This window comes from Streptomyces viridifaciens (assembly GCF_001888885.2).
GTDB classification, from domain to species: Bacteria; Actinomycetota; Actinomycetes; order Streptomycetales; family Streptomycetaceae; genus Kitasatospora; species Kitasatospora aureofaciens.
The window spans coordinates 2,656,618-2,668,503 of the sequence record NZ_CP090841.1 but is presented as its reverse complement, the minus strand read 5'-3'; the positions used below and the strand labels follow the sequence as shown (position 1 = coordinate 2,668,503).

Genomic DNA, 11,886 nt, shown 5'->3' with positions numbered 1-11,886 from the left:
GTCCGGGGTTCCGTGCGTTCCGGGCGCTTTGTTCCAGAGTTGGGACGACTTGGGGCTATTCGATCTTCTTGTCCGATTTACTCTGGACCGTATGGCCGAGCACAAGAGGGTCCCCAGTCGCCGCCGCAAGGTCCTGTGGGTGGCCGCCTGCGCGTTCGTCGCGCTCGTCGTCCTCGGCGGCGGAGCGGCCGGGTGGGCGTACCTGAAGCTCAACGGCAACATCAAGAGCGTCGACATCGACTCCCGCCTCGGCGACGCCCGGCCCCCGGCCGCCACCGACGGCTCCTTCAACATCCTGGTGCTGGGCTCCGACTCGCGGGTCGGCGAGAACGGCGACCTGGCCGGCGGGGCCACCGGCGACTCCGCCCGCTCCGACACCGCGATGGTGGTGCACATCAGCCAGGACCACTCCCGGGCCTCGATCGTCTCGATCCCGCGCGACACCCTGGTCGACCGCCCGCAGTGCACGGACAGCGCCGGCAAGGCCGTTCCGGCCGTCAAGCGCGCCATGTACAACAGCGCCTTCGAGAGCGGTGGCGCGGCCTGCGCGGTCAAGGCCACCGAGCAGCTCACCGGGCTGCGGATGGACCACTACCTCCAGGTGGACTTCGCCGGCTTCGCCCGGGTCGTGGACGCGATAGGCGGGGCCACCGTGACCACCGCGGTGGCCATCCACGACAAGGACAGCGGGCTCGACCTGCCCGCCGGTGAGCACCACCTCGACGGCCAGCAGGCGCTGGCCTTCGTGCGCACCCGGCACGGCGTCGGCGACGGCAGCGACCTCGGCCGGATCGAGCTGCAGAAGCAGATGGTCAAGTCGCTGCTCCAGCAGGCCGGCGGGACGGGACTGTTCTCCGACCCGGTCAAGCTGTGGTCGATCGGCGACACCATGACGAAGAGCGTCACCACCGACTCCGCGCTCGGCTCGGTGAACTCCCTGGTGGGGCTGGTGCGGGAACTCAAGGGGATCGGGCCGGACCAGTTGACCATGGTCACCCTGCCGGTGACGACGCCCCCCACCGACGCCAACCGGGTGGTCGAGCAGCAGCCGCAGGCCGGAAACGTCTGGGCGGCGCTCAGGGCCGACCAGCCGGTCCCGCAGGTGGTCCTGTCCGCCCAGCCGGAGAACCCCGCCCAGACGGCCCCCGCGGAGTCCGGCGCCGCCACCGCCCCCGCGGCGCACCCTGTCCCGAAGCCCGCTCCGAAGTCCACCGCCAAGGCCTCGGCCGGCCGCTGAACCACCCGCCGGGCGGCGCCCGGAATATCCCGGAACGGGACCCGGTTTGGGAAGATGCGGCCGGTCCTGGCAGACTGGTCCGTCGGTCCCGGTTCACGTGCGGCACTCCCAGCCGCCGACCCGGTGCCCTCCCGAAAACTAGGAGAACCCCTTGAAGTCCAACGTTCACCCGGAGTACGTGGTCACCCGCGTGACCTGCACCTGCGGCGCCGAGTTCACCACCCGCTCGACCGAGACCAGCGGCGAGATCCGCGCCGAGGTCTGCTCGCAGTGCCACCCGTTCTACACCGGCAAGCAGAAGATCCTCGACACCGGTGGCCGCGTGGCCCGCTTCGAGGCCCGCTTCGGCAAGCAGCACAGCGCGAAGGCCTAGCGCTCCCTCGGCGCCGGTTCCCGGTGCCCCCGGACTCGTTGTCGGGGGCGCCGGGGACCGGCGCCGTTCGCGTCCCAGCGCGCGGTCCACGGCTCCACCGTTCCGAACCCCCCACACGTTCCGATTCCCCGGGAAGAAGGCCACCCCATGTTCGAGGCAGTCGAAGAGCTCCTCGTCGAGCACGCCGACCTCGAGAAGAGGCTGGCCGACCCGTCCGTCCACGCCGACCAGAACAACGCCCGCAAGCTGGCCAAGCGGTACGCCGAACTGACCCCCATCACCCGGGTCTACCGGCAGTGGCGACAGGCCGGCGAGGACATCGAGGCCGCGCGCGAACTCGCCGCCGAGGACCCGGAGTTCATCTCCGAGGTGAAGGACTCCGAGGCCCGCCGCGACGAGCTGACCGAGGAACTGCGGCTGCTGCTGGTCCCGCGCGACCCGAGCGACGACAAGGACGTCATCCTGGAGATCAAGGCGGGCGAGGGCGGCGAGGAGTCCGCGCTGTTCGCCGGCGACCTGCTCCGGATGTACCTGCGCTACGCGGAGCGGGTCGGCTGGAAGACCGAGATCATCGACTCCAACGAGTCCGACCTCGGCGGCTACAAGGACGTCTCGGTGGCCGTGAAGACCAAGGGCAACGCCGAGCCCGGCCAGGGCGTCTGGGCCCGGCTGAAGTACGAGGGCGGCGTGCACCGCGTGCAGCGCGTCCCCGCCACCGAGTCCCAGGGCCGCATCCACACCTCCGCGGCCGGCGTGCTGGTCACCCCGGAGGCGGAGGAGGTCGAGGTCGAGATCCTCGCCAACGACCTGCGGATCGACGTCTACCGCTCCTCCGGCCCCGGCGGCCAGTCGGTCAACACCACCGACTCCGCGGTCCGGATCACCCACCTGCCGACCGGTATCGTGGCGTCCTGCCAGAACGAGAAGAGCCAGCTGCAGAACAAGGAGCAGGCGATGCGCATCCTGCGTTCGCGCCTGCTGGCCGCCGCGCAGGAGGAGGCCGAGCGCGAGGCCTCCGACGCGCGCCGCAGCCAGGTCCGCACGGTGGACCGCTCGGAGCGCATCCGGACGTACAACTACCCGGAGAACCGCATCTCGGACCACCGCACGGGGTTCAAGGCGTACAACCTGGACCAGGTCCTGGACGGCGAGCTGAACGCGGTGATCCAGTCCTGCGTCGACAAGGACGCGGCGGCCAAGCTCGCCGCGGCCCAAGAGAACTGAGACCGGCGCGCCCCAGCCCGACGCAAGCCTGAAGCCGGAGCGCAGAAACAAGAGGTCGTACGGATGAACCTGCTGCTCGCCGAGGTGGCCCAGGCCACCCAGCGGTTGGCCGCGGCCGGCGTGCCGTCGCCGCGCTTCGACGCGGAGGAACTCGCCGCCTACGTCCACCACGTCAAGCGCAGCCAGCTGCACACGGTGAAGGACGCCGACTTCGACGCCCGCTACTGGGAGGCGGTCTCGCGCCGCGAGGCGCGCGAGCCGCTGCAGCACATCACCGGGCGGGCGTTCTTCCGCTACCTCGAACTGGAGGTCGGCCCCGGGGTGTTCGTGCCCCGGCCGGAGACCGAGTCGGTGGTCGAGTGGGCGATAGACGCGGTGCGCGACATGGACGTCGCCGAGCCGCTGGTGGTCGACCTGTGCTCCGGCTCCGGCGCCATCGCGCTCGCCCTGGCCCAGGAACTGCCGCGCTCCACCGTGCACGCCTTCGAACTCGACGAGGGGGCGCTGGAGTACACCCGGCGCAACATCGAGGCCAGCCCGGACCGGGCCAGGGTCACCCTGCACGCCGGGGACGCCACCAAGGCCTTCGAGGACGACCGCTCCTGGGACGGCCGCTTCGACCTGGTCATCTCCAACCCGCCGTACATCCCGCTCACCGAGTGGGAGTACGTCGCGCCCGAGGCCCGCGACCACGACCCGCAGATGTCCCTGTTCTCCGGCGAGGACGGCCTGGACACCATCCGCGGCATCGAGCGGGTCGCCGCCCGGCTGCTGCGCCCGGGCGGCGCGGTGGTGATCGAGCACGCCGACCAGCAGGGCGGCCAGGTGCCGTGGATCTTCAACGAGGAACGCGGCTGGACGGACACCGCCGACCACCGCGACCTGAACAACCGGCCGCGCTTCACGACCGCCCGAAGGGTCGGGTTGTGAACGGTCGAGCACAGCACGACCGCCCGAAGGGTCGGGTTGTGAACGGTCGAGCACAGCACGACCGCCCGAAGGGTCGGGTCGCGAACGGTCGAGCACAGCACGGCTGCGCGCACGGCCGTGCCGTGAGCACCGCCGTGAACGTCATGAGCCATTCCGGAAGGGGACCGCACCGATGAGCCGCCGATACGACTGTGCCGACGCCGGGGACCGCGCCACCGGCCTGCGCGAGGCCGCCTCGGCCATCCGCCGCGGCGAACTCGTCGTGCTGCCCACCGACACCCTCTACGGCGTCGGCGCGGACGCCTTCTCCCCGGAGGCCGTCGGCGAGCTGCTGGCCGCCAAGGGCCGCGGCCGCAACATGCCCTCGCCCGTCCTGGTCGGCTCGCCGACCACCCTGCACGGCCTGGTCACCGACTTCTCCGAGCAGGCCTGGGAGCTGGTCGACGCCTTCTGGCCCGGCGGCCTCACCCTGGTCGCACGGCACCAGCCCTCGCTGCGCTGGGACCTCGGCGAGACCCGCGGCACCGTCGCGGTCCGGATGCCGCTGCACCCGGTCGCCATCGAGCTGCTGAACGCCACCGGCCCGCTCGCCGTCTCCAGCGCCAACAAGACCGGCGGGCCGTCCCCGGCGACCTGCGACGAGGCGCAGGCCCAGCTCGGCGACGCCGTCTCGGTCTACCTGGACGGCGGGAAGGCAGACCACGCCACCGCCTCGTCGATCGTCGACGTCACCGGCAAGGTGCCGGTCCTGCTGCGGGCGGGCGCGATCAGCATCGAGCAGCTGAGGGAGGTCGTCCCCGACCTGGAGGCCGGAAGTTGACGCCCACCGCCTCGCTCCACGACGGGCTCGGCATAGCGCCGTACCTGAGCGTGGGCCCCAGGCCGCTGGACCACTTCCGGATCCTGTTCGTCTGCACCGGGAACATCTGCCGCTCGCCGATCGCCGAGCGGCTCACCCGGCGTGAGCTGGACACCCGGCTCAGCCCCCGGGTGGCCGGGCGGATCCTGGTCGAGAGCGCCGGCACCTGGGGCCACGTGGGCGCGCCGATGGAGGACCACGCCGCGACCGTGCTCAACGAGTACGGCGCCGACAGCGGCGGCTTCACCGGCCGGGAGCTGCTGGACGAGCACGTGGTCGAGGCCGACCTGGTGCTCACCGCGACCCTGGACCACCGCGCCCAGGTGATCTCGATGGGCCACGAGGCGGGGCTGCGCACCTTCACGATGAAGGAGTTCACCCGGCTGGTGCGGACGATCGACCCGGGCACCCTGCCCGACCCGCGCCGCGGCGCCGACGTCACCGAGCGCGCCCGCGCCCTGGTCCGGGCGGCCGCCGCGCTGCGCGGCTGGCTGCTGGCCGCGACCCCGGAGTCCGACGAGGTGGACGACCCGTACGGGGCCCCGATCGGCATGTTCCGCAACTGTGGCGAGGAGATATTCCACGCGGTCGACCCGGTGGTCACCGCGCTCACCGGAGTCCGAGCACCGCACTGACCGGCGTTCGACCGGAGTCCGAGCACCGCACCGACCGGCGTCCGACCGGAGTCCGAGCACCGCACTGACGGGCGTACGGGCACCGGCCCCGGGGGCCGAACGGCTCTGCGCTGCCGAGCCGGGCGGCCGAGACGGTCCTACGCTGGGTGGACCGTCCCTGCAGCGCCCGGGAGCCCCGCCATGACCGTCACCGATGCCGCGACCGGCTCGACCGCCCCGACCACGACGACGGGACGCCCGTGGGCGTCCGAGGCGCTGCACCGGGCGGACCCGCAGATCGCCGACCTGCTGGCCGCCGAGGCCGAGCGGCGCGCCGAGACGATCCAGCTGCTGGCGGGTGAGAACCTGACCAGCCCGGCCGTCCTGGCGGCGCTGACCGGGCCGCTGATCGACAAGTACGCCGAGGGGTACCCCGGCCGCCGGCACCACACCGGCTGCGCGCTGGCCGACGCCGCGGAGCTGCTGGCGATCGACCGGGCGCGCCAACTGTTCTCCGCGCCGCACGCCAACGTCCAGCCCAGGTCGGCGACTTCGGCGATGCTGGCGGCCTACGCGGCGCTACTGCGGCCCGGTGACGGGGTGCTGGCGATGTCGCTGGAGCACGGCGGCCACCTCAGCTGCGGCTCGCGGGCGAACTTCTCCGGCCGCTGGTTCGACTTCACCGGCTACGGCGTGCGCGAGGCCGACGGCCTGATCGACCTCGACCAGGTGCGCGAGCTGGCCCGGCTGCACCGCCCCAAGGCCATCGTCGCGGGGTCGATCTCCCACCCCCGGCACCCGGACTGGGAGGCCTTCCGGGAGATCGCCGACGAGGTGGACGCCTACCTGATCGCCTCCGTCGCGCAGACCACCGGTCTGGTGGCGGCCGGGGTGGCGCCCTCACCGGTGCCGTACGCGGACGTCACCGTGGCGGCCACCCACAAACTTCTGCGCGGTCCGCGCGGGGGCCTGCTGCTGTCCACCGCGGAGCTGGCCGAGCGGATCGACCGCGCGGTGTTCCCGTTCACCCAGGGCGGCGCGGCGATGAACGAGGTGGCCGGGAAGGCGGTGGCCCTCGCGGAGGCCGGGACGCCCGCGTACCGGGCGTACGCGGAGCGGACGGTGTCCGGGGCGCGGACGCTCGCCAGGGGGCTCGCAGAGGCCGATATGCGCCCTCTGACGGGCGGCACCGACACCCACCTGGTGACCGTCGACGTGAGCCCGCTCGGCGTGACCGGCGCGGAGGCCGAACGGCGCTGCGCCGCGGCCGGGCTGCTGCTCGGCAAGTGCGCACTGCCGTACGACCCGGCACCGGTCGCCGAGGCGTCCGGAATCCGGCTGGGCACCGGCACCGTGACCACCCAGGGGATGGGCGTGCCGGAGCTGACCGAGATCGCCGCGCTGATCGCCCGGCTGCTGTCCGGGGAGGCGCCGGGGCCGGTCGGGGAGCGGGTCCGGGAGCTGGCGGCGGCGTTCGCCCGGCGCGGCTGAGAGGGGAAACGGCCACGGGTATCGGGATCTCTTACCCGGGAGAGCGAACCGCGATGCACACCCCGGGCGTCCGACTCAATAAGGTGTGTGCCGTGGCGACGCACCTCGAACCCCGGGAAGGCAGGGGAGTACCTTCGGTACCTCCCCGTTCGACAGTGATGCAGGAGGCCAGTGGTGCGTGAGTATCTGCTGGTGCTGTTCTGCACCGCCGCCGTCACCTACCTGCTGACCGGCCCGGTGCGGAAGTTCGCCATCGCGGCGGGCGCGATGCCCCCGGTCCGCGCCCGCGACGTGCACCGCGAGCCCACTCCGCGGCTCGGCGGCATCGCGATGTTCGGCGGACTGTGCGCGGGCATCCTGGTCGCCTCGCAGCTGGACAACCTGAGCAAGGTGTTCAACGGCGGCAGTGACATCCGCGCGCTGCTGTCCGGCGCCGGGATCATGTTCCTGCTGGGCGTGCTGGACGACAAGTGGGGCGTGGACGCCCTGGTGAAGCTGGGCGGCCAGATGATCGCCGCCGGCGTGATGGTCTGGCAGGGCGTCACGGTGATCAGCCTCCCGGTGCCCGGCGTCGGCTCGGTCGCGGTGAGCCCGACCCAGGGCATGGTCATCTCGGTCACCCTGGTCGTCGTCATGGTCAACGCGGTGAACTTCATCGACGGTCTGGACGGCCTGGCGGGCGGCATGGTCTGCATCGCCGCGATGGCGTTCTTCCTGTACAGCTACCGGCTCTGGTACGGCTACGCGATCACCGACGCGGCCCCCGCAGTGCTGTTCAGCGTGCTGCTGATCGGCATGTGCCTGGGCTTCCTGGCGCACAACATGCACCCCGCGCGGATCTTCATGGGCGACTCCGGCTCGATGATGCTGGGCCTGATGCTGGCCGTCGCCGCGATCTCGATCACCGGCCGGGTCGACCCGGACCTGATCAACAGCGAGACCGGTTCGCAGACCGCCACCGTGCACACCCTGGTGCCGATCTACATCCCGCTGCTGCTGCCGCTGACGGTCATCGCGCTGCCGCTGGCCGACCTGCTGCTCGCGGTGGTGCGCCGCACCTGGGCCGGCCAGTCCCCGTTCGCCGCCGACAAGCGTCACCTGCACCACCGGCTGCTCCAGGTCGGGCACTCGCACAGCCGCGCCGTACTGATCATGTACTTCTGGGCCGCGCTGATCGCCTTCGGCACGGTCGCCTTCTCGGTGACCAACACCGGCCGCACGGTGGTGCTGACCCTCGCCGGGCTCTGCCTGGTCGGCCTGGTGGTGTTGCTGACCCCGCGGTTCCGTCCGCGGGCCCCCCGGTCCGTGCAGTCCTTCGTCCCTCCCCGGTACCGGCGGCGGGCGTCCACCGCCCCGATGGCCGAACTGTCGGCGAAGGACAAGCAACTTCTGGGTGAAGTCAGCCGGGGTGCGTCCGTGCCCTCCGACCACCACAAGGCCACCGGCCGCCGTTGACCTGGGAGTTGACGGTAAGTCAAATGGGCTCACCCGTACGGCGGAATCGCTGGGCCGTCGGTGTGACAGGAGCCACACATTCATGGTAAAGCTCTCATCAAATAGTTTGTGATACCGTTCACGAGTACCGAGAACACGCCGAAAGACCTGACAGGTGGATGACTCCGTCCCTGCTCGGTCTCCCTCGACGGGCCCGCCGCACTCGCGGGCGGCCCGGCGGCGGTCACTCGGTCGGTGACACCCCGCCTTCATCTGTGCCCGTCCCCCGCCACATCGACATGCCGCCGGAGCTGCCGACATGCCGTCCACCGACGCCCGGATCCTCCGAGGCGCCGCGATTCCCACTGCGGTCGCCGGGATCATCGCCATGGCGATCTCCTTCGCCGTCGCCGGCGGGAAGGGCCTGCTCGGCGCACTCTTCGGCGCCCTGCTCGTGATGGCCTTCTTCAGCTTCGGCCAGATCGCGCTCGACCGGCTGACCAGGTCCAACCCGCAGATCATGATGGCTGCGGCGCTGCTGGTGTACACCACCCAGATCCTGCTGGTGGGCATCGTCCTGGCGGTCTTCAAGAACACCGAGCTGTTCAACCGGCAGGCCTTCGCCTTCACCCTGCTCGGCTGCGCCCTGATCTGGACGGGCTTCCAGGTGCGCGGCGCACTCAAGGCCAAGACGTTCTACGTCGACCCCGACGCCTCGGAAAACAAGGGCGACAAGCCCTCCGACAAGGGTCGTCAACAGTGACGAGGTCCGACTGTCCCCCCAACGAGGGGGGCGGTGTTTATGCCGCACTGACGGGCTGCTATCGTCCGTCGCAACAACGGAGTACGGGAAGAGGCCAGGTCTGTCCGGACAGTGGACGGATCGCCCCCCGGATCCGCGCAGTCTTCGATGATCCCGCGGTCGCGCAGCAAGCCGTCGCGCGGGGTCGGCGAGAAACCCATCAAGTTCCAGTGCCGCTCCGTGGTCGCAGGCCACGCCGACACACCGAGGTTGCCGTAACCATGCGTCACGACGAAGGAGTCCGCGGTGAGTGCTGAACTCACGTCCTCGCTCGCCTCAGGCAGTTGCCACTTCGGGGACGCTGGCTGCGGCTTCCCGGCCCCGGGCCTGAACGAGTTCCAGTTCAAGCCGATCTTCTCGATCGGCGGCATCGACTTCAACAAGCCGATGCTGCTGTCGATCGTCGTCGCGCTCCTGGTCGTCGTGTTCTTCTGGGCCGCCTTCGCGAAGCCGCGCCTGGTCCCGGGCAAGCTGCAGCTGGTCGGTGAGATCGGCTACGACTTCGTCAAGCGCTCCATCGTGCTGGAGACGATCGGCAAGAAGGGCGAGAAGTACGTCCCGATGCTGGTCTCGATGTTCTTCTTCATCTGGTTGATGAACATCATGTCGATCATCCCGTTCGCGCAGTACCCCGTGACGGCGACGATCGCGTTCCCGGCCGGCCTCGCGGCCGTCGTGTGGATCACCTACATGACGCTGACCTTCAAGAAGCACGGCTTCGTCGGCGGTTTCAAGAACCTCTGCTGGCCCTCGGGCATCCCCGGCTGGGTCATGTTCATCCTGGTGCCGATCGAGTTCTTCTCGAACATCTTCGTGCGCCCGTTCACGCTCGCGGTCCGAGCCTTCGCGAACATGTTCGCCGGCCACCTGCTGATCGTGATGTTCTCCATCGCCTCCTGGTACCTGCTCAGCCCGACCCTGGGCGCGCTGTACGGCTCGGCCTCGTTCGTCGTCGCCGTCGCCCTGACCGCCTTCGAGCTGCTGGTCCAGTTCCTGCAGGCCTACATCTTCGTGATGCTGGCCAGCAGCTACATCGCCGGTGCCCTGGAAGAGGCGCACTGAGCCACGGGGCCCTCGGCCCCGCCCAAGAACCAACCTCCCGGATCGCCCGGTGGCCAATCACCACCGGTTCACCACCCTGCAAAGGACAACGTCAATGAGCATCCTCGCTGAGGGCACTGTCTACGGTTCCGTCGCCTCCATCGGCTACGGCCTCGCCGCCATCGGCCCCGGCATCGGCGTCGGTCTGATCTTCGGTAACGGTGTCCAGGCCATGGCCCGCCAGCCCGAGGCTGCCGGTCTCATCCGTTCCAACATGTTCATCGGCTTCGCGCTGACCGAGGCGCTCGCCCTCATCGGCATCGTCATGCCGTTCGTCTTCGGCAACAAGTAATCCTGCCGCAGACCCTTTCGAGGAAGGTCCAGAAATGAGCATCGTGGCTCAGCTCGCGGCTGAGGAGAAGATGAACCCTCTTCTCCCCAACACGCCCGAGATCGTTATCGGCCTGCTCTGCTTCTTCATCGTCTTCGGTCTGCTCGGCAAGAAGCTCCTCCCCAGCATCGAGAAGGTGCTGTCGGAGCGCCGGGACGCCATCGAAGGCGGCATGGAGCGCGCCGAGGCCGCTCAGGCCGAGGCCCAGGCCCTGCTTGAGCAGTACCGCGCCGAGCTTGCCGAGGCGCGCCACGAGGCTGCCCGGATCGTCGAGCAGGCTCGCGAGCAGGGTGCCGCCCAGCTCGCCGAGATGCGCGAGGAGGGCCAGCGTCAGCGCGAGGCCATCGTCGCCGCCGGTCACGCGCAGATCGAAGCCGACAAGAAGCAGGCGACTGCCGCCCTGCGCCAGGACGTGGGTTCGCTGGCCACCCAGCTGGCTTCCCGCATCGTGGGCGAGTCCCTCGAGGACTCCGCCCGCCAGAGCGGCGTGATCGACCGCTTCCTGGACGAGCTGGAGGCCAAGGCGGCCGTTGCTCAGGGTGCGGCCAAGTGATCGGCGCCAGCCGCGAGGCTCTTGCCGCCGGTCGGCAGAACCTGGACAGCCTGACCGATTCCACCTCGGTGGACGCGGCCAAGCTCGCCGAGGAGCTCACCGCCGTCACGGCCGTACTGGACCGTGAGGTGTCGCTGCGCCGAGTCCTGACCGACCCGTCCCGGTCGGGCCAGGACAAGGCCCAGCTGATCACCTCGCTGCTGACCGGTCAGGTCTCCGGCGAGACCGTGGACCTGGTCTCCGGCCTGGTCCGCTCCCGCTGGTCGGGCTCGCGCGACCTGGTGGACGCGGCCGAGGAGCTCGCCGCGTACGCCGAGATCATCGCCGCGGACAAGGCCGGCGTCCTGGACGACGTCGAGGACGAGCTGTTCCGCTTCGGCCGGGTGGTGAGCGGTTCGCACGAGCTGCGCGCCGCGCTGACCGAGCCGAAGGCCGGCGCCGCCGCGAAGTCCGAGCTGGTCAAGAAGCTGCTCGGCGGCCGCACCAACGCCGGCACCGTCCGGCTGGTCACCGCCCTCGTGAACGCGCCGCGTGGCCGTAGCCTGGAGCAGGGCCTCGAGTCCTACTCGAAGCTCGCCGCCGCGCGCCGCGGCCGCATGGTGGCCCTGGTCACCAGCGCGGTGCCGCTGTCGGACGCCCAGAAGGAGCGCCTGTCCGGTGCTCTGGGCCGGATGTACGGCCGCCAGGTCCACCTGAACATCGACGTCGACCCCGAGGTCGTCGGTGGTGTCCGGGTGCAGATCGGCGACGAGATCATCGACGGCACCGTGTCGAGCCGCCTCGAAGGCGCTCGCCAGTCGCTCGAAGGCTGAGCAACCAGCAGCACATCCGACCCTCGGTCGGGAAACCGGCTCCCCAAGGAGTCGGCAAAACGTACGGCCGGTTCATACGACCCGGCCGAGAGTCGAGTACTTGCGGCCCTCAATGGCGGGCCGAG

13 protein-coding genes are annotated in these 11,886 nt (G+C 70.5%); all 13 read left to right on the top strand.

All coding sequences use genetic code 11. The features are described 5' to 3' along the window. The first annotated feature begins 91 nt into the window (after positions 1-91). The 13 genes from BOQ63_RS18905 to BOQ63_RS18845 all read left to right on the top strand — a co-directional run bounded on the left by BOQ63_RS18905 (position 92) and on the right by BOQ63_RS18845 (position 11,761). Positions 92-1,237: an LCP family protein gene (locus tag BOQ63_RS18905; protein WP_072654662.1), complete on the top strand. Its 1,146-nt coding sequence runs from the start codon at positions 92-94 to the stop codon at positions 1,235-1,237. A 151-nt stretch (positions 1,238-1,388) separates the two neighbouring features. Continuing rightward, positions 1,389-1,610 carry a 50S ribosomal protein L31 gene (rpmE, locus tag BOQ63_RS18900; RefSeq protein WP_030235761.1) on the top strand — a complete coding sequence of 74 codons (222 nt, stop codon included), beginning with the start codon at positions 1,389-1,391 and terminating at the stop codon, positions 1,608-1,610. 147 nt (positions 1,611-1,757) lie between these two features. Next, positions 1,758-2,834 carry a peptide chain release factor 1 gene (gene prfA, locus BOQ63_RS18895; protein ID WP_072654661.1) on the top strand — a complete coding sequence of 359 codons (1,077 nt, stop codon included), beginning with the start codon at positions 1,758-1,760 and terminating at the stop codon, positions 2,832-2,834. Positions 2,835-2,897: 63 nt separating this feature from the next. Then, the gene (gene prmC / locus BOQ63_RS18890; RefSeq protein ID WP_030282077.1) at positions 2,898-3,764 is read left to right on the top strand and encodes a peptide chain release factor N(5)-glutamine methyltransferase; all 867 of its coding nucleotides are present in this window, start codon (positions 2,898-2,900) and stop codon (positions 3,762-3,764) included. A gap of 172 nt (positions 3,765-3,936) precedes the next feature. Beyond that, positions 3,937-4,584: an L-threonylcarbamoyladenylate synthase gene (locus tag BOQ63_RS18885; RefSeq protein WP_072654660.1), complete on the top strand. Its 648-nt coding sequence runs from the start codon at positions 3,937-3,939 to the stop codon at positions 4,582-4,584. Between the two features lie 32 nt (positions 4,585-4,616). Then, the gene (locus tag BOQ63_RS18880; protein ID WP_046386196.1) at positions 4,617-5,258 is read left to right on the top strand and encodes an arsenate reductase/protein-tyrosine-phosphatase family protein; all 642 of its coding nucleotides are present in this window, start codon (positions 4,617-4,619) and stop codon (positions 5,256-5,258) included. A 180-nt stretch (positions 5,259-5,438) separates the two neighbouring features. Beyond that, positions 5,439-6,728, top strand: a complete 1,290-nt coding sequence (gene glyA, locus BOQ63_RS18875) for a serine hydroxymethyltransferase (protein WP_030282069.1) — start codon at positions 5,439-5,441, stop codon at positions 6,726-6,728. A 174-nt stretch (positions 6,729-6,902) separates the two neighbouring features. Then, on the top strand, positions 6,903-8,183 hold the full coding sequence (locus tag BOQ63_RS18870; protein ID WP_046386195.1) for an MraY family glycosyltransferase: 1,281 nt from the start codon (positions 6,903-6,905) through the stop codon (positions 8,181-8,183). A gap of 298 nt (positions 8,184-8,481) precedes the next feature. Further along, positions 8,482-8,925 (top strand): Cg1360 family ATP-synthase-associated protein, encoded by a 444-nt coding sequence (locus BOQ63_RS18865; protein ID WP_030282065.1) that lies wholly within the window; start codon positions 8,482-8,484, stop codon positions 8,923-8,925. A gap of 285 nt (positions 8,926-9,210) precedes the next feature. Further along, a complete protein-coding gene (gene atpB / locus BOQ63_RS18860) occupies positions 9,211-10,026 on the top strand; it encodes a F0F1 ATP synthase subunit A (RefSeq protein WP_030282062.1) in 816 nt (271 codons plus the stop codon). A 94-nt stretch (positions 10,027-10,120) separates the two neighbouring features. After that, the gene (gene atpE / locus BOQ63_RS18855) at positions 10,121-10,357 is read left to right on the top strand and encodes an ATP synthase F0 subunit C (RefSeq protein ID WP_030282059.1); all 237 of its coding nucleotides are present in this window, start codon (positions 10,121-10,123) and stop codon (positions 10,355-10,357) included. A gap of 34 nt (positions 10,358-10,391) precedes the next feature. Next, positions 10,392-10,949 (top strand): F0F1 ATP synthase subunit B, encoded by a 558-nt coding sequence (locus BOQ63_RS18850; RefSeq protein WP_030282057.1) that lies wholly within the window; start codon positions 10,392-10,394, stop codon positions 10,947-10,949. Next, complete coding sequence (locus BOQ63_RS18845) at positions 10,946-11,761, top strand: F0F1 ATP synthase subunit delta (RefSeq protein ID WP_030282055.1); 816 nt, start codon at positions 10,946-10,948, stop codon at positions 11,759-11,761. The genes BOQ63_RS18850 and BOQ63_RS18845 overlap by 4 nt, the downstream gene beginning before the upstream one ends. Positions 11,762-11,886: the final 125 nt, after the last annotated feature.

Excerpts from the sequence above, each read along its gene's own strand:
- BOQ63_RS18905 (WP_072654662.1), top strand. The coding sequence starts at position 92 with ATGGCCGAGCACAAGAGGGTCCCCAGTCGCCGCCGCAAGGTCCTGTGG.
- prfA (WP_072654661.1), top strand. The coding sequence starts at position 1,758 with ATGTTCGAGGCAGTCGAAGAGCTCCTCGTCGAGCACGCCGACCTCGAG.
- prmC (WP_030282077.1), top strand. The coding sequence starts at position 2,898 with ATGAACCTGCTGCTCGCCGAGGTGGCCCAGGCCACCCAGCGGTTGGCC.
- BOQ63_RS18885 (WP_072654660.1), top strand. The coding sequence starts at position 3,937 with ATGAGCCGCCGATACGACTGTGCCGACGCCGGGGACCGCGCCACCGGC.
- glyA (WP_030282069.1), top strand. The coding sequence starts at position 5,439 with ATGACCGTCACCGATGCCGCGACCGGCTCGACCGCCCCGACCACGACG.
- BOQ63_RS18865 (WP_030282065.1), top strand. The coding sequence starts at position 8,482 with ATGCCGTCCACCGACGCCCGGATCCTCCGAGGCGCCGCGATTCCCACT.
- atpE (WP_030282059.1), top strand. The coding sequence starts at position 10,121 with ATGAGCATCCTCGCTGAGGGCACTGTCTACGGTTCCGTCGCCTCCATC.
- BOQ63_RS18850 (WP_030282057.1), top strand. The coding sequence starts at position 10,392 with ATGAGCATCGTGGCTCAGCTCGCGGCTGAGGAGAAGATGAACCCTCTT.